The organism is Variovorax sp. P4_B11 (genome assembly GCF_056402355.1).
The window spans coordinates 39,479-55,324 of the sequence record NZ_JBFUHO010000048.1 but is presented as its reverse complement, the minus strand read 5'-3'; the positions used below and the strand labels follow the sequence as shown (position 1 = coordinate 55,324).

Annotated in this window: 14 protein-coding genes and 2 tRNA genes; 9 read left to right on the top strand and 7 right to left on the bottom strand. The window is 67.4% G+C overall.

Annotated elements, in window-relative coordinates; translation table 11 throughout:
- Nucleotides 1-231: 231 nt before the first annotated feature.
- Together AC1DYD_RS30650 and ompR are read right to left on the bottom strand one after the other, a co-directional pair.
- Nucleotides 232-1,668, bottom strand: a complete 1,437-nt coding sequence (locus AC1DYD_RS30650; protein ID WP_478176518.1) for an ATP-binding protein — start codon at nt 1,666-1,668, stop codon at nt 232-234.
- A 71-nt stretch (nt 1,669-1,739) separates the two neighbouring features.
- Nucleotides 1,740-2,471, bottom strand: a complete 732-nt coding sequence (gene ompR, locus AC1DYD_RS30645; RefSeq protein ID WP_028250078.1) for an osmolarity response regulator transcription factor OmpR — start codon at nt 2,469-2,471, stop codon at nt 1,740-1,742.
- Nucleotides 2,472-2,615: 144 nt separating this feature from the next.
- Between ompR and AC1DYD_RS30640 the strand changes: the two genes are divergently transcribed.
- Together AC1DYD_RS30640 and AC1DYD_RS30635 are read left to right on the top strand one after the other, a co-directional pair.
- Nucleotides 2,616-2,945, top strand: coding sequence for a hypothetical protein (locus tag AC1DYD_RS30640; RefSeq protein ID WP_478176514.1), 330 nt, complete (start codon nt 2,616-2,618; stop codon nt 2,943-2,945).
- A gap of 65 nt (nt 2,946-3,010) precedes the next feature.
- The gene (locus AC1DYD_RS30635; RefSeq protein WP_478176517.1) at nt 3,011-3,700 is read left to right on the top strand and encodes an SIMPL domain-containing protein; all 690 of its coding nucleotides are present in this window, start codon (nt 3,011-3,013) and stop codon (nt 3,698-3,700) included.
- Nucleotides 3,701-3,752: 52 nt separating this feature from the next.
- Here the strand turns inward: AC1DYD_RS30635 and AC1DYD_RS30630 are convergent, their stop codons facing one another.
- Nucleotides 3,753-4,523 carry a 3-hydroxybutyrate dehydrogenase gene (locus AC1DYD_RS30630; protein ID WP_478176513.1) on the bottom strand — a complete coding sequence of 257 codons (771 nt, stop codon included), beginning with the start codon at nt 4,521-4,523 and terminating at the stop codon, nt 3,753-3,755.
- A 249-nt stretch (nt 4,524-4,772) separates the two neighbouring features.
- On the opposite strand from AC1DYD_RS30630, the gene AC1DYD_RS30625 reads away from it, so the two are divergent.
- On the top strand, nt 4,773-6,917 hold the full coding sequence (locus AC1DYD_RS30625) for a RelA/SpoT family protein (RefSeq protein WP_478176516.1): 2,145 nt from the start codon (nt 4,773-4,775) through the stop codon (nt 6,915-6,917).
- Nucleotides 6,918-6,965: 48 nt separating this feature from the next.
- Nucleotides 6,966-7,042, top strand: a tRNA-Val gene (locus AC1DYD_RS30620).
- Between the two features lie 167 nt (nt 7,043-7,209).
- Here the strand turns inward: AC1DYD_RS30620 and gdhA are convergent.
- A complete protein-coding gene (gene gdhA / locus AC1DYD_RS30615) occupies nt 7,210-8,553 on the bottom strand; it encodes an NADP-specific glutamate dehydrogenase (RefSeq protein ID WP_478176512.1) in 1,344 nt (447 codons plus the stop codon).
- A gap of 217 nt (nt 8,554-8,770) precedes the next feature.
- On the opposite strand from gdhA, the gene AC1DYD_RS30610 reads away from it, so the two are divergent.
- The 3 genes from AC1DYD_RS30610 (at nt 8,771) to rimO (ending at nt 11,234) form a co-directional block, all read left to right on the top strand.
- Nucleotides 8,771-9,136: a hypothetical protein gene (locus AC1DYD_RS30610; RefSeq protein WP_478176511.1), complete on the top strand. Its 366-nt coding sequence runs from the start codon at nt 8,771-8,773 to the stop codon at nt 9,134-9,136.
- A 118-nt stretch (nt 9,137-9,254) separates the two neighbouring features.
- A complete protein-coding gene (gene phaR / locus AC1DYD_RS30605; RefSeq protein ID WP_478176510.1) occupies nt 9,255-9,788 on the top strand; it encodes a polyhydroxyalkanoate synthesis repressor PhaR in 534 nt (177 codons plus the stop codon).
- Nucleotides 9,789-9,827: 39 nt separating this feature from the next.
- Nucleotides 9,828-11,234 carry a 30S ribosomal protein S12 methylthiotransferase RimO gene (gene rimO / locus AC1DYD_RS30600; protein ID WP_478176509.1) on the top strand — a complete coding sequence of 469 codons (1,407 nt, stop codon included), beginning with the start codon at nt 9,828-9,830 and terminating at the stop codon, nt 11,232-11,234.
- Nucleotides 11,235-11,318: 84 nt separating this feature from the next.
- Here rimO and AC1DYD_RS30595 read toward each other — a convergent pair whose 3' ends face one another.
- The 3 genes from AC1DYD_RS30595 to AC1DYD_RS30585 all read right to left on the bottom strand — a co-directional run bounded on the left by AC1DYD_RS30595 (nt 11,319) and on the right by AC1DYD_RS30585 (nt 12,511).
- On the bottom strand, nt 11,319-11,654 hold the full coding sequence (locus AC1DYD_RS30595) for a DUF1090 family protein (RefSeq protein WP_478176508.1): 336 nt from the start codon (nt 11,652-11,654) through the stop codon (nt 11,319-11,321).
- Between the two features lie 77 nt (nt 11,655-11,731).
- Entirely contained in the window at nt 11,732-12,310 is a 579-nt protein-coding gene (locus AC1DYD_RS30590; protein ID WP_478176507.1) for a hypothetical protein, read from the bottom strand.
- 116 nt (nt 12,311-12,426) lie between these two features.
- Nucleotides 12,427-12,511, bottom strand: a tRNA-Leu gene (locus AC1DYD_RS30585).
- 87 nt (nt 12,512-12,598) lie between these two features.
- Here AC1DYD_RS30585 and rnr point away from each other — a divergent pair.
- Both rnr and AC1DYD_RS30575 read left to right on the top strand, forming a co-directional pair.
- Nucleotides 12,599-14,866 carry a ribonuclease R gene (rnr, locus tag AC1DYD_RS30580; RefSeq protein ID WP_478176506.1) on the top strand — a complete coding sequence of 756 codons (2,268 nt, stop codon included), beginning with the start codon at nt 12,599-12,601 and terminating at the stop codon, nt 14,864-14,866.
- 17 nt (nt 14,867-14,883) lie between these two features.
- Nucleotides 14,884-15,645, top strand: a complete 762-nt coding sequence (locus AC1DYD_RS30575) for an SDR family oxidoreductase (RefSeq protein WP_478176505.1) — start codon at nt 14,884-14,886, stop codon at nt 15,643-15,645.
- Nucleotides 15,646-15,846 lie beyond the last annotated feature (201 nt).

Below are 15,846 nucleotides of genomic sequence, written 5' to 3'. Positions count from 1 at the left end.
CAAGGCGCCCGCGCGCAGCAAGGCTTTSGCCTTGCAAGCGGGGGCAACGCCGCAGACGGCCCCTTGGCCCGGCAACCCGCAGGGAAGGCCTGCCAGGACGAGCCACTCGGCGTTGCACGCCTTGCATGTGCCAACGCACATGCCGCGTCGCGCGCCTTGATTGGCCCGTCCTGGCAGGCCTTCGCGACCCCGGAAATAGTGTGAACAGGCCCTGGTTGGGCCGGCAGCCTCTCAGCTCTTGTTGTTCGGCGCTGCCGCGGGCGCCGGCTTGTCCTTGGCCGCCGCGGCGTCGGGCTTGACCGAGGCCGCACGCGGCATCCGGATGTGCGCCGCCAGGCCGCGCCCCGGCGTGCTGGTGAGCGCGAAGGTGCCGCCCATGCGCTCGATGTTCTTGGTCACGATCGACAGCCCGAGGCCGGCACCGGCCGCCGAGGTGCGCGCGACGTCGCCGCGGAAGAAGGGCTTGCTCAGCTGCGACAGCATTGCCGGCGCAACGCCGGCGCCGTGGTCGCGCACCTTGATCAGCACCGCGTCGTTATGGGCTTGGGCCTGGATCGTGATGTCGGCCACGCCGGTGGAGGGCGTCTTGCCGTAGCGGCGCGCGTTCTCGACCAGGTTGGAGATCACCCGCTGCAGTTCGACCTCGTCGGCCATCACCCGCAGGTCGCCCGGCACGTCGACCGTGATCTTGATGTCCTCGTGGTCCTGGACCGCGTAGGTGCAGGCGTCGATCACGTCGCGCAGCAGCACCGGCTTGAACTCGACATGGTCGGGCCGCGCATAGTCGAGGAACTTGTCGATGATGGCGTCGAGCTGCGCGATGTCGGCCGCCATGTGGTCGCGCGCGTCCTCGTCGGCGACGCTCATCTCGGTTTCCAGGCGCAGCCGCGCCAGCGGCGTGCGCAGGTCGTGCGAGATGCCGGCCAGCATCACGGCACGGTCCTGCTCGATCTTGGCGAGCTGGTCGGCCATCCGGTTGAAGCCCACGTTGACCGCCCGGATCTCGTTGGTGCGGGCCCGCTCGTCGAGCCGGTGCGCCTCGTACTCGCCCTCGCGCACCTGCAGCGTGGCTTGCGACAGCTGCTTCAACGGCCGGTTGATCAGCCGGGTGATCAGTGCCGCGCCGGCCAGCGACAGCGCCATCGTGGTGGCCAGCCAGATCATCCAGGTGCGGCGGTCCAGGCGGCTGAAGCGGGTCGGGTCGACCAGCAGCCAGTAGGTGTCGCTCTCGATGGTGAAGCCGACCCAGAGGCCGGGCTCGTCGTTGACCCGGCTCGCCACGGTGGTGCCCTCACCGAGCCGCGCGATCAGTTCCTCGGTCACGCGCTGGTCGAGCGCGCCGCTGGTGTAGGGCGTGAAGCGGTCGCCGGGCTCGCGCGGCAGGATGCGCACGCCTTCCTGGTCGGCCAGCGTCTTGATCAGCGAGACCCGGGTGATGGCGTCGGAATAGACCAGCGCCGCTCGCGTCAGGTTCACCAGCGAAGCGATCTGGTGCGCCGTCTGGATGGCGCGTGGCTCGTACTCGAGCGCGCGGAAGGTCTGCAGCCAGGCCACCGTACAGCCGATCAGCAGCAGCACCAGCAGGAAGAAGGTGCGCCAGAAGAGGCTGAGGCCCAGGTGCAGCCGCTTCCTGCGGCGGCGCGAGATGCTCCCGAGCGGGCTCGGCAGCGTCCCCTGGGTGCTGTCCTCGAGCGGGCTGGGCTGGGTGGTCTGGGGGCCGATGCCTGCGGCCACGAGCTTCAGGTCGTGCCGTCCGGCACGAACACGTAGCCGACGCCCCAGACCGTCTGGATGTAGCGCGGCGCTGCAGCGTCGGATTCGACCAGTTTGCGCAGGCGCGAGATCTGCACGTCCAGGCTGCGGTCGAAGGGTTCGAATTCGCGGCCGCGTGCAAGTTGCGCCAGCTTTTCGCGCGACAGCGGCTGCCTCGGGTGGCGCACCAGCGCCTTCAGCATGGCGAACTCGCCGGTGGTCAGCGAGAGTTCCTCGCCGTCCTTCTTGAGCGTGCGCGAGCCGAGGTCGAAGCTGAAGGGGCCGAAATTGACGGTCTCGTTGTCGGTCGAAGGCGCACCGGGCGCCTCCAGCGGCGGGCGACGGCGCAGCACCGCGTGCACGCGGGCCAGCAGTTCGCGCGGGTTGAAGGGCTTGCCCAGGTAGTCGTCGGCGCCGACCTCGAGTCCGACGATGCGGTCGACGTCCTCGCCCTTGGCGGTCAGCATGATGATGGGCGTGCGGTCGTTGGCGGCACGCAAGCGGCGGCACACCGACAGGCCGTCCTCGCCGGGCATCATGAGGTCGAGCACGATCAGGTCGACCGTGTCGCGCAGCAGGATGCGGTTGAGCGCCTTGCCGTCTTCCGCCACGATGACCTCGAAACCTTCCTGGGTCAGGTAGCGGCGCAGCAGGTCGCGAATGCGTGCGTCGTCATCGACGATCACGATCTTGTCTGTGCGAGCGGGAGCTTGATTCATTTTCACAACGCCGAATTTGTAACAGCGCCAATTCTGAAGCCGTTGACGCGTCATTGGCCGGCTTTGGCCTAGGTGTTGACACTAAGTTACAAAACTTGCGGCCGCTATCGGGTGGGACGCCAGCGCTTGCAAGGCGATGGCACAGTGACCTCGTCGTCACTTTTTGCCGCCATGAAATCCACCTTCGTCATGTTGTCATTGCTGGCTGCCGTCGCGGGCATGTCGGCCTGGGCCGGGTCCGCCGGGATGCTGTCGGCGAACGGCGCGCCCCGCGTCGACGCCCGGGAAGCCAGCGGCGGCGGTGGCCGGCGCCTGACGCCGGCCGAGCTCGCCCAGCTGCGACAGCAGGTGCGGCAGCAGTGGGTGCCGGGGCAGGATGGCGTGCGTTCGGCAGAATCGCAGCCGGCGCAGCGCATGATGCCGGACGCGTCGTCCCGGGGCGCACTGACCGCCCCGCGCAGCCAGCGGCCCTGAGCCCCGGCCCGCGGGGGCCATTTCTTTTCTTCCGAGGATGTGCTGATTTGAACAATGCCAAATGGATGGCGGCCTGTGCCGTCTTGGTGGGCGCGGGCACTGCCGCGGCCCAGTCCGTGACCCTCGCACCGCCGCAGAACGTGCTTCAGCTGTCGGCCAACTCGACGGTCGAGGTCCAGCAGGACTTGCTGACCATGGCCCTCAGCACCACCCGGGAGGCCGCCGACGCGGCCACTGTGCAGACCCAGCTGCGGACCGCGCTCGATGCCGCGCTGGCCGAAGCGCGCAAGAGCGCCCAGCCCGGCCAGCTCGATGTGCGCACCGGCAACTTCAACCTTGCGCCGCGCTACAGCCGCGAGGGCAAGATGACCGGCTGGCGCGGCACCGCGTCGTTGGTTCTCGAAGGGCGCGACTTCCCGCGCATCACGCAGACCGCGGCCCGCATCGGCACGCTGTCCATCGCCAACATCGGCTTCGGCCTGAGCCGAGAGCAGCAGGCCAAGACCGAGACCGAGGCTCAGGCCGCGGCGATCGAGAACTTCAAGCAGCGCGCCGACGAACTGGCCAAGGGATTCGGCTTCGGCGGCTACACGCTGCGTGAAGTTTCCGTCAATGCCCACCTGGGCGGCCCGGTGCAGCCGCGCATGATGGCCATGGAGGCGATGGCGAAGTCGGCTTCCGATGCGTCGGTGCCGATCGAGGCCGGCAAGGCCAACGTGGTGGTCAACGTCTCGGGCTCGGTTCAGCTCAAATAGCAAATAGCAGGCCGGCGGCAGGGCCCGGGGTGCGCCGGGCCGGGGCTTGCTCCTACTGTGCGGTCCAGCCGCCGTCCACCTGCCAGGCCACGCCGCGCACCTGGTCGGCGGCCGGCGAGCACAGGAACACCGCCAGCCCGGCGAGTTGTTCCACAGTGGTGAATTGCAGCGAGGGCTGCTTCTCGCCCAGCAGCTCGTTCTGCGCCTGCGCCAGCGAGATGCCTTCGCGGGCCGAGCGGTCGTCGATCTGCTTCTGCACCAGTGCGGTCAGCACCCAGCCCGGGCAGATCGCATTGCTGGTGATTCCCGTGGTGGCGGTTTCGAGCGCCACCGACTTGGTGAAGCCGACGATCCCGTGCTTGGCCGCCACGTAGGCCGACTTCTGCGCCGAAGCCACCAGACCATGCGCCGATGCGATGTTGATGATGCGGCCCCAGTTGGCTTCGCGCATGGCCGGCACGGCGAGCCGGGTGGTGTGGAAGGCGCTCGTGAGGTTGATCGCGATCACCGCGTCCCAGCGCTCCACCGGGAAGTCCTCGACCTTCGCGACATGCTGAATGCCGGCATTGTTGACCAGCACGTCGACGCGGCCGAAGCGGTCGGCGGCGAACTTCATCATGTCCTCGATGTCGGCCGCGCGGCTCATGTCGGCACCGTGGTGCTCGACCTTCACGCCGAGCGAGGCGATCTCGGCCTTCGGGCCTTCCGAGTCGCCGAAGCCGTTGAGAACGATGCTGGCCCCCTGGCCGGCCAGGGCTTTTGCGATGCCGAGCCCGATGCCACTGGTGGACCCCGTGACAAGCGCGGTTTTGCCTTTGAGCATGATGACGATCTCCGAATGAATTAGGATGCAACGAGCCCATTATCTTCATCGAGATCCCGCCTTTTCCATGACCGAGCCCGCCCTCTCTCACGTCTCTCGTGAAGCTTTCGGGCCCGTGCGGCGGCAGTCTCTCATCGGGCGCAGCGATCCATGAAGCGCGAACAGTCCAACCTGCACGTGCCGGCGCCGTCCGATTCGCTGGTGGTCGACTATCCGCTGTCGGCGGCGACCGCCGAGCGCACGCCGGTGATGGCGAACATGCTGGCGCGGGCGCGCGCCTTCGCCGAGCCGCTGATCGCCGACGAGACGCTGGACACCGGCGAGAACACGCTCGCGCACGCCGATGCGGTGGCCGCCATCGTGCGTGCCATGGGCGGTTCCGAAGCCATGCAGGCGGCCAGCTACCTGGTCTATTCGTGCCAGCACCTGAACCGGCCCCAAGAGGTGATCGCCAAGGTGTTCGGCGACAACTTCGCGGCGCTGGCGGTCGAGACCACCAAGCTCGTGCACGTGCAGAAGCAGGCCCGATCGGCCACTGCCAGTGCGCACCTGGCCGATGGCGCCGGCACCCAGACCGAGAACGTGCGCAAGATGCTGCTGGCGTTCTCGCGCGACCTGCGCGTGGTGATGCTGCGGCTGGCCTCGCGGCTGCAGACCCTGCGGCACGCAGCGGCCAGCAAGCAGCCGCTGCCCGAGAACGTGGCGCGCGAGTCGCTTCAGGTGTTCGCGCCGCTGGCCAACCGGCTGGGCATCTGGCAGGTCAAGTGGGAGATCGAGGATCTGTCGTTCCGCTTCCTCGAGCCCGAGACCTACAAGCTGATCGCGCGCCTGCTCGACGAGAAGCGCATCGAGCGCGAAGGCTATGTCGAGCAGTTGCGTGCCCGGCTCGAACGCGAGCTGGCCGCCGAGGGCATCCAGGCCAAGGTGCAGGGGCGGCCGAAGAACATCTACAGCATCGTCAAGAAGATGCGCGGCAAGTCGCTCGACTTCGCGCAGGTGTTCGACATCATGGCGCTGCGCGTCGTGGTGGCCGACGTCAAGGACTGCTATGCGGCGCTGGCCTGGGTGCACTCGCACTTCCAGCCGATCGACGAGGAGTTCGACGACTACATCGCGCGGCCGAAGCCCAACGGCTACCAGTCGCTGCACACGGTGGTGCGCGACGTGGTCGACGGCCATGTCGGCAAGCCGATCGAGATCCAGATCCGCACCGAGGAAATGCACGACCATGCCGAGCACGGCGTGGCCGCGCACTGGGCCTACAAGGAGGCCGGCCACAAGGGATATGCGGGCGTCTGGGCCAGCGGCGAATACGACGCCAAGATCGCGGTGCTGCGGCAGCTGCTGGCCTGGGAGCGCGATCTCTCGGGCGGCCAGCGCGGACAGGGCCTGTTCGACGACCGCATCTACGTGCTCACGCCCGACGCCGCGATCGTCGAGCTGCCGCAGGGTGCGACCGCGGTCGACTTCGCCTACACCGTGCACACCAGCCTCGGCCACCGCTGCCGCGGTGCGCGGGTCGACGGCGCGATGGTGCCGCTCAACACGCCGCTGCAGAACGGGCAGACGGTCGAGATCATCGCGGCCAAGGAGGGCGGGCCGTCGCGCGACTGGCTCAATGCCGAACTCGGTTATCTGGCAAGCCATCGGGCGCGCGCCAAGGTGCGGGCCTGGTTCAATGCGCAGATCACGCACGAGACCGTGGCACGCGGTCGCGAAGCGGTCGAGAAGCTGCTGCAGCGCGAAGGCAAGACCGCGCTGAAGCTCGATGACCTGGCCTCGCAGCTGGGCTTCAAGTCGGCCGACAACCTGTTCGAGGTGGTCGGCAAGGACGAGTTCTCGCTGCGCAACATCGAGATGCTGCTGCGTCCGCCCGAGCCGCCCCCCGGACCGGACGACGGCGTCGTCATCAAGAAGGCGCGCGGCAGCGAGCAGTCGGGCCGCGGCGGGGTGCTGGTGGTCGGTGTCTCGTCGTTGATGACGCAGCTCGCCAAGTGCTGCAAGCCGGCTCCGCCCGACGCCATCCGTGGCTTCGTGACCAAGGGCCACGGTGTCAGCGTGCATCGTTCGGACTGCAGCAACTTTCGCACGATGGCGGCGCAGAACGGCGAGCGCGTGATCGATGTCGAGTGGGGTGCGCAGAAGGGCGGCGATGCCGGCTCGGTCTATGCGGTCGACGTCGCGGTCGAGGCCGCCGACCGGCAAGGCCTGCTGCGCGACATCTCGGATGTGCTGGCGCGCGAGAAGATGAACGTGATCGGCGTGCAGACGCAGTCGGTCAAGGGCACGGCATGGATGACCTTCACCGTGGAGATCGCCGATGTGACGCGGCTCAAGCAGGTGCTCGCCGTGGTGGCCGCGGTGTCCGGCGTGCGTTCTGCGCGACGTCGCTGAAAAGTGCCCCAATAGCCTGCTATACTTCGGCCTCTCGAATACAACCTCAGGCGCGTAGCTCAGCTGGTTAGAGCACCACCTTGACATGGTGGGGGTCGTTGGTTCGAGTCCAATCGCGCCTACCAAATTTCCCCTCTGAGAGTGACCAGCTCTCAGGCCTTCGGGGAAATTTTCCTTCCCTTCGGTTCTTCTTGTTTCTGACGCTTGTCGATCCCTGTTGCAGGGGGCCTGACATGCATCGTCGCGCGTGTCGGCACGGCCTGCCTGGCCATCGGGTTGCAGTTCTCCCGCATCAGATCACGCCTTGCGCCAGCATCGCGTCCGCCACCTTGACGAAGCCCGCGACGTTCGCGCCGTCGACGTAGCTCACGGTGCCGTCTCCACGGCGGCCGTGGCGCACGCAGTCCTCGTGGATGCTGCGCATGATCGAGCGCAGCCGGGCATCGATCTCCTCGCGCGGCCAGGAGATGCGCATCGCGTTCTGGCTCATCTCGAGGCCGGAGGTCGCGACGCCGCCGGCGTTGCTGGCCTTGCCGGGCGCGAACAGCACGCCGCGTGCTTCGAACAGCGCGATGGCGTCCATCGTGGACGGCATGTTGGCACCTTCGGCGACGCACACGACGCCGTTCTTCACCAGCATGGCCGCGTCCTCGGCATCGAGCTCGTTCTGCGTCGCGCAGGGCAGGGCGAGGTCGACCGGCACGTGCCAGGGCCGGCGTCCGGGCAGGAACTCGGCACCGACTTGCGCGGCGTAGTCGCCGACGCGGCCGTAGTGCCGGTTCTTCACCTCCATCAGCTGCGCGAGCTTGGCCGGCGTGAAGCCGCTCGGGTCGACAACGGTGCCGCTCGAGTCGGACACCGTCACGACCCGCGCGCCGAGGGACATGGCTTTCTCGATCGCGTACTGCGCCACGTTGCCCGACCCGGACACGCCGACACGCAGGCCTTCCAGCCCGAGGCCCTTCTGCCGCAGCATCTCCTCGGCGAAGTAGACCGCGCCGTAGCCGGTGGCCTCGGGACGCATCAGCGAGCCGCCGTAGCTCAGGCCCTTGCCGGTGAAGACGCAGTCGGCGCTGTTGCCGAGCTTCTTCATCATGCCGGCCATGAAACCGATCTCCCGGGCGCCGACGCCGATGTCGCCCGCGGGGACGTCCCGGTCGGCGCCGATGTGGCGGAACAGCTCGCTCACGAAGGCCTGGCAGAAGCGCATGACCTCGCCCGGGCTCCGGCCCTTGGGGTCGAAGTCGGAACCGCCCTTGCCGCCGCCCATGGGCAGGGTGGTCAGGGCGTTCTTCAGCGTCTGCTCGAAGGCCAGGAACTTCAGGATCGACAGATTGACCGAGGGATGGAAGCGCAGGCCGCCCTTGTAGGGTCCGATCGCGGCGCTGTGCTGGACGCGGTAGCCGCGGTTCACCTGGACCTCGCCGCCGTCGTCGACCCACGAGACCCTGAAGATGAGCACCCGTTCCGGTTCGATCAGCCGATCGAGCAAGCCGTGCGCGGCGTACCTGGGATGCTGCTCGATATAGGGCCACAGGCTCTTCATCACTTCGGCGATGGCCTGCAGGTATTCGGGCTGGGAGGGGTTGCGCGCTTGCGCGCCGTTCAGGAAATCTTCGAGCGACTTGTATTTCATCTTTTGGGCGTCATCCGGCCAGGGTCAGGGTGCGGCGATTCTGGGGCCGACGCGCGGCAGTGTCTGCGCGATACGTCCACCAAAATGAAGGGAATATTCCAATCCGGGAGCCTGGATGGAGCGAGGGGTCTATGGCATTCGGCGACTGGCAAGGCCGACTTCAGTTGTGGTAACTTGCCCGTCCGACGCCTTCAACAGCATCTGATTCAGGGAACCGATGAACACCCCCGCGGCCGAGACTGATTCGCTCGAAGAACTCCGCATCGCAGCACTGGTGCGCCAGGCGCCGCTCGAGTTCGCGCGGGTGGTCTACGGGCTCAATGACCGGGCCAACGGCCGTGCGGGCACCATGGCCGCAGAAGACGTGGCGCGCACGGTGCGCCAGGGTGTGCCTGTCACGCGGGAACGGGCCGAGCAGCGGGCGCGCGGCTACCTGCCGGTGGCCGGGCAGGAACACTGCCCCCGTTGCTGGGTCTTCCACGGCATCAAGAGTCCGCTGCAATACCGCGAAGCCACCGACGACCGTCCCGAATCGGGCGGCTGCAAGGTCTGCGGCGCGGAATACGCGACCACGCTCGACTAGCGGGCCTCGAATCTGCCGTGGGCATTCCCGCTCAGGGTAAACCTTGGCGCGGTGCAGCAAAGCCGCTCCCTAGAATTGCTCGCGCGCCCTGGCGCGCCCCAACAAGAAGGAGTTCCTAGTGCAGAGCAAGAAGCCCGGCGACAAGCCGGTCCAGCGGGTGATCAAGAAGTATCCGAACCGAAGGCTCTACGACACGGAAACCTCCAGCTACATCACGCTTGCCGAGGTCAAGCAACTGGTCATGAACAAGGCTTCGTTCGTGGTCCGCGATGCCAAGACCGGCGACGATCTCACGCGCAGCATCCTGCTGCAGGTCATTCTCGAGGAAGAGGCCGGCGGGGCGCCGATGTTCTCCGAGCAGGTGCTGGCGAGCATCATCCGTTTCTATGGCCAGGCGATGCAGAGCTACATGGGCCCCTACCTCGAAAAGAACATCCAGGCGATGTCCGAGGTTCAGGCCCAGCTGAGCGAAAAGGCCGAAGGCCTGACGCCCGAAATGTGGGCCAGGTTCATGGCGGTGCAATCGCCGGTGCTCCAGGGCCTCATGGGCAACTATGTCGAGCAGTCGAAGAACGTGTTCCTGCAGATGCAGGAACAGATGCAGAAGAACACCGAGCAGGTGCTTGGCGCTTTTGGCCTGAAACGTCCCTGATCGAGACCCGGCGTCCGATAGCTGGGACAATAGGGGCATATGAGCGAAGTTGCCTCCCCTGAACGAACTGCCGCGCCGCCGGCCCCCAAAGTCGGCTTCGTGAGCCTGGGCTGCCCCAAGGCCCTGACCGATTCCGAACTGATCCTCACCCAGCTGAGCGCCGAGGGCTACCAGACTTCCAAGACCTTCGAAGGCGCCGACCTGGTGATCGTCAACACCTGCGGCTTCATCGACGACGCGGTCAAGGAGAGCCTGGACACCATCGGCGAGGCGCTGGCCGAGAACGGGCGGGTGATCGTCACCGGCTGCCTGGGCGCCAAGACCGGCGAGCAGGGCGGCAACCTGGTGCGCCAGATGCATCCCAGCGTGCTGGCGGTCACCGGCCCCCATGCCACCCAGGAAGTCATGGATGCGGTGCATGCCAACCTGCCCAAGCCGCACGACCCGTTCATCGACCTGGTTCCCCAGGCCTTCGGCATCGCCGGCCTGAAGCTGACGCCGCGCCACTACGCCTACCTGAAGATCAGCGAAGGCTGCAACCACCGCTGCACCTTCTGCATCATTCCGTCGATGCGTGGCGACCTGGTGTCGCGGCCGGTCGGCGACGTGCTGTCCGAGGCCAAGGCGCTGTTCGAGGGCGGCGTGCGCGAACTGCTGGTGATCAGCCAGGACACTTCGGCCTATGGGGTCGACGTCAAGTACCGCACCGGCTTCTGGGACGGCAAGCCGGTCAAGACCCGCATGCTCGAGCTGGTGCGAACGCTGGGCGAGATCGCCGAGCCCTACGGCGCCTGGGTGCGCCTGCACTACGTGTACCCGTACCCGAGCGTCGACGAGGTCATCCCCCTGATGGCCAGCGGCCAGGTGCTGCCTTACCTCGACGTGCCGTTGCAGCACAGCCATCCGGACGTGCTCAGGCGCATGAAGCGCCCGGCCAGCGGCGAGAGGAACCTCGAGCGCATCGCGCGCTGGCGCGAGGTGTGCCCCGAACTGGTGATCCGCAGCACCTTCATCGCCGGCTTCCCGGGCGAGACCGAAGCCGAGTTCGAGCACCTGCTCGACTTCATCCGCGAGGCCGGGATCGACCGTGCCGGCTGTTTCGCCTACAGCCCGGTTCAGGGTGCCGCCGCCAATGAGATCCCGGGGATGCTGCCCGAGGCCGAGCGCGAGGCCCGCCGTGCGCGCTTCATGGAAGTCGCCGAGGCGGTCTCGATCGCCAAGCTGCGCCAGCGCATCGGCGCCACCATGCAGGTGCTGGTCGATTCGGCGCCAGCCATGGGCCGCAAGGGCGGCGTCGGCCGGACCTACGCCGATGCACCCGAGATCGACGGCACCGTGCGGCTGCTTCCGCCCGAGAAGATCAGCAAGACGTTCAAGGTCGGCGAGTTCACCCGGGCCCGCATCGTCGGTGCCGAGGGACACGACCTGATCGCGCTGCCGATCTGATCGCATCCGATGTGGGTCGCCGAAGGCCTCTGGACGGGGCCCCTCGGCACATGGCTGCCGGTTGTGTTTCCTCGCTGGGGCGGCTCAGGGCTTGGCCGCCTTGAGCTTGCGAAGCTGTGCCTCCGCGCGTTCAAGTTCGACCCGCAACTGCTGCACTTCTTGCTCCTGCCGCTTGATCTGCGTCGCCGGGTCCTTGGCGGCTATCAGGGCTTCGCAGTGGGCCTGCAGCGCGGCCAGCGACTCGGTGAGCTGGCGGCGCCGGAGCATCTGGCCCCTGGCGCGCGCCTGAGCGATGTCCTCATCGAGCGTGGCCTCCTCGGCCTTGCAGCTGGCGGTATCCGTCGGCTCGGCGGCCTGGGCGAAGGTGTGGTTTGCCGAAGCAAGGAGAACGGCGGCCAAGAGGCCCAGTTTCAAACGCATGGCAAGGCAGCCTGACAGAAGAGAGGTTGAAGAGCGTGGCGGCGATTCTGCACCGCGCGAGCGAAGGCAGCCAGGACCTAGCGGATCTCGACGGCGCTGCCATCCGTCACGTCGATGCCGGTGCGGACGATGCCGCTGCGGCTGCGATAGGCAAGGACACCGTGCCCGCGCGCATCCGCGTTGACGCCGAAGGCGCTCGAGTGTTCGCCCTTCGCGAGCTCGAGCGGGTTCCCCTCCACCGGGCGCGTGCCGCCATTGCGAGTGTCGAAGACGTGCACCAGCTGGGCCTGGCCGGTGAGGTTGACGACGGTGACTTTGAGTTGTGGCATCCAGGGGACCGAGTTGAGAGCTTCGCGGAATTCTGCCCGAGGCCGAGCGTGTTCGGGCCGTCCAAGTTTCGAGGCCGGCGCAGCACGATCCTGCGCTAGACTGCATCCGATCCGCTGGCCGATGTCCAGCGTCGACGGCCAGGCCATGCGCTTGTCTGCCAGCGGGTCACCGCACCACTTCATTCGTCGCAAACTGTCCCACCTCTCCGAATCCGTCTTGTCGGCCGCGGCGTCGAGCTTGGTCTCGATCCTTGCGCTGTTCGCATTGGCCCATGCCACCGTATGGGCAGGCGCGATCGGCGGCGGGCTGTTCGGGGGGAAGCGCACAATGGGGCGCGTGGATTTGTCTCTGGGCTCGATGGAGGCCGTGGACGTGCAATGTGTGCAGGCAACAAAAAACCCCGGTGAATCTTTGATTCGCCGGGGTCTGCTTGTATCAGTTATGGTGCCCAGAAGAGGACTCGAACCTCCACGATGTTACTCGCTAGTACCTGAAACTAGTGCGTCTACCAATTCCGCCATCTGGGCCCACATGCTGCTCGGAAGTCCTTGCAGCAGGTTTTGAATTTCAGGAACGAAGGAGATCATATCAAAAATATTGGCCATCCCAGCGGCTTGCTGGATGAAATTGAAGGTTCGGTGCAAGGACACCGCGATGGACACGGTTTCGTACAACGCGATGACGGCGAAGCCGACATCTATCTGCCCCCCAACGAGATGCGCGCGGTGCTGCACAAGGACCGCGTCAAGGCGCGCATCGTGCGCCAGGATCGACGCGGCCGTCCCGAGGGCCGCGTGGTCGAGATCCTCGAGCGGCCCGAGCAGCCGATCATCGGTCGGCTGCTGCACGAAGGCGGCGTCTGGCTGGTGGCACCGGAGGACAAGCGCTACGGGCAGGACGTCCTGATTCCCAAGGGCGCGACCGGTACCGCCAAGGTCGGGCAGGTGGTCGTGGTGCAGCTCACCGAGCCGCCCGCGCTGTTCGGCCAGCCGGTCGGCCGCGTGAAGGAAGTGCTCGGCGAGATCGACGACCCGGGCATGGAGATCGAGATCGCGGTGCGCAAGTACGGCGTGCCGCACGAGTTCTCCGAGGTGTGCCTGGCCGAAGCGAAGGCGATTCCCGACAAGGTGCGGCCGGCCGACAAGCACGGCCGCATCGACCTCACCGACGTGCCGCTGGTCACCATCGACGGCGAGGACGCACGCGACTTCGACGATGCCGTGTATTGCGAGCCCGCGAAGGTCGGCCGCGGCAAGGGCTGGCGCCTGTTGGTCGCGATCGCCGACGTCAGCGCCTATGTGCAGACCGGATCGGCCATCGACATCGATGCCTACGATCGCGCGACCAGCGTCTACTTCCCGCGCCGCGTGATTCCCATGCTGCCCGAGAAGCTGTCGAACGGCCTCTGCTCGCTGAATCCCGAGGTCGAGCGCCTGTGCATGGTGTGCGACATGCTGGTCGCGGCCGACGGCGAGATCTACGCCTACCAGTTCTATCCGGCAGTGATGTGGAGCCATGCGCGCTTCACCTACACCGAGGTGGCGGCGATCCTCGGCAACACGCGCGGCCCCGAGGCGCAGAAGCGCAAGGACCGCGTCAAGGATCTGCTGAACCTGCATGACGTCTACCGGGCGCTGCTCAAGCAGCGTTCGAAACGCGGCGCCGTCGACTTCGAGACCACCGAGACGCAGATCATCTGCGACGACGCCGGCCGGATCGAGAAGATCGTGCCGCGCACCCGCAACGAGGCGCACCGCCTGATCGAGGAGGCCATGCTGGCGGCCAACGTCTGCAGCGCCGACTTCATCGCCGAGGGCAAGCATCCCGGCCTCTACCGCGTGCACGAGGGCCCGACGCCCGAGAAGAAGGAGATCCTGCGCGGCTACCTGAAGGCCATGGGCGTGGGCCTGTCGATTACCGACGACCCGAAGCCGGGCGAGTTCCAGGCGATCGCCGAGGCGACCAAGGACCGGCCCGACTCGCAGCAGATCCACACGATGCTGCTGCGCTCGATGCAGCAGGCCATCTACACGCCGATCAACAGCGGCCACTTCGGCCTGGCCTACGAGGCCTACACGCACTTCACCAGCCCGATCCGCCGCTACCCCGACCTGCTGGTGCACCGCGTGATCAAGGCCATCCTCGGCAAGACCAAGTACCAGCTGCCGATGCTGCCGACGCCGGGCGAGGCGCATGCCAAGCTGGCGAAGCGGCTGGCCTCGCGCGTCAAGGCGCCGACCAGCAAGCCGCAGAAGGCCACGGTCGCGCCGACCAAGGAAACGCTGGCCTGGGAGGCCGCGGGCCTGCACTGCAGCGCCAACGAACGGCGCGCCGACGAGGCCAGCCGCGACGTCGAGGCCTGGCTCAAGTGCAAGTACATGCGCGAGCACCTGGGCGAGGAATATGGCGGCGTGGTCACGGCGGCGACCACCTTCGGCATCTTCGTCACGCTCGACGCGATGTATGTCGAAGGCCTGGTGCACATCACCGAGCTCGGCGGCGAGTACTTCAAGTTCGACGAGCACCGCCAGGAGCTGCGCGGCGAGCGCACCGGCATCCGCTATGCGATCGGCACCCGCGTGCGGGTGCAGGTGAGCCGGGTCGACCTCGATGGCCGCAAGATCGACTTCCGCCTGGTGCGCGAAGGCGAGGATCTGGTGCCCCGCGCCATGAAGGACAAGGGCGCTGCAGCCGCGGGCGTGCCGGTCAAGGCCTCGGCCAAGCGCTCGCGCAGCAAGGCCGAGGCACCGGTCGAGCGTGCGGAGCGCGCCGAGCGGACGGAGCGGGCCGCGGCGGCGGCGCCACAATCCGCGATGCAGGCCTTCAGGACCGCGGTCAAGAAGGCAGCCAACAAGATGAAGGGGCGCAAGCCGCGCCGTTGAAAATTAGGAGCACAGGAATGAGTGGTGAGAAGACAAGCCGTATCGCGGTCGTCACGGGCGCCGGCAGCGGCATCGGCAGGGCCGCTGCGCTGGCCTTGCTGGGCGATGGCTGGAGCGTGGCGCTGGCAGGCCGTCGACAAGAGCCCCTCGAGCAAGTCGCCAAGGAGTCGGGCGCCGGCGCGCGGGCACTGGCCGTGCCCACCGACGTGGCCGATGCGGAATCGGTGAAGGCGCTGTTCGCGGCCGCGGTCGAGCGCTTCGGCCGTGTCGACCTGCTGTTCAACAACGCCGGCGTCGGCAATCCGCCGGGCCCGTTCGAGGACTGGACGCCCGAGCAGTGGCAGGGGGTGGTCGACATCAACCTGACCGGTATGTTCTATTGCATCCAGCAGGCCTTCCGCACCATGAAGGCGCAGACGCCGCGCGGCGGCCGCATCATCAACAACGGCTCGATCTCGGCCACCGCGCCGCGGCCCAATTCGATCGCCTACACCGCGACCAAGCATGCGGTGCAGGGCCTGACCAAGACCGCCTCGCTGGACGGCCGCAAGTACGACATCGCGGTCGGCCAGGTCGATGTCGGCAATGCGATGACCGAACTGGCCGCGCGCATGACGAAGGGCGTGCCGCAGGCCAGCGGCGAGATCGCGATCGAGCCCGTGATCGACGTCGCCATCGTCGGGCAGTCGGTGCTCTACATGGCCAATCTGCCGCTGGAAGCCAACGTGCTGTTCCACACGATCATGGCGACCAAGATGCCCTTCGTCGGTCGGGGATAGCCCCCACGCTCCCCCACTGCGTGTGGGTCGCTGCCCCCCGAGGGGGCTGCAGGCCGCCTCGGGGCGGCCCGGCGGCGGCCTGGATCGCCCCCACGCTCCCCCACTGCGTGTGGGTCGCTGCCCCCCGAGGGGGCTGCAGGCCGCCTTGGGGCGGCCCGGCGGCGGCCTGGATCGCCCCCACGCTCCCCCACTGCGTGTGGG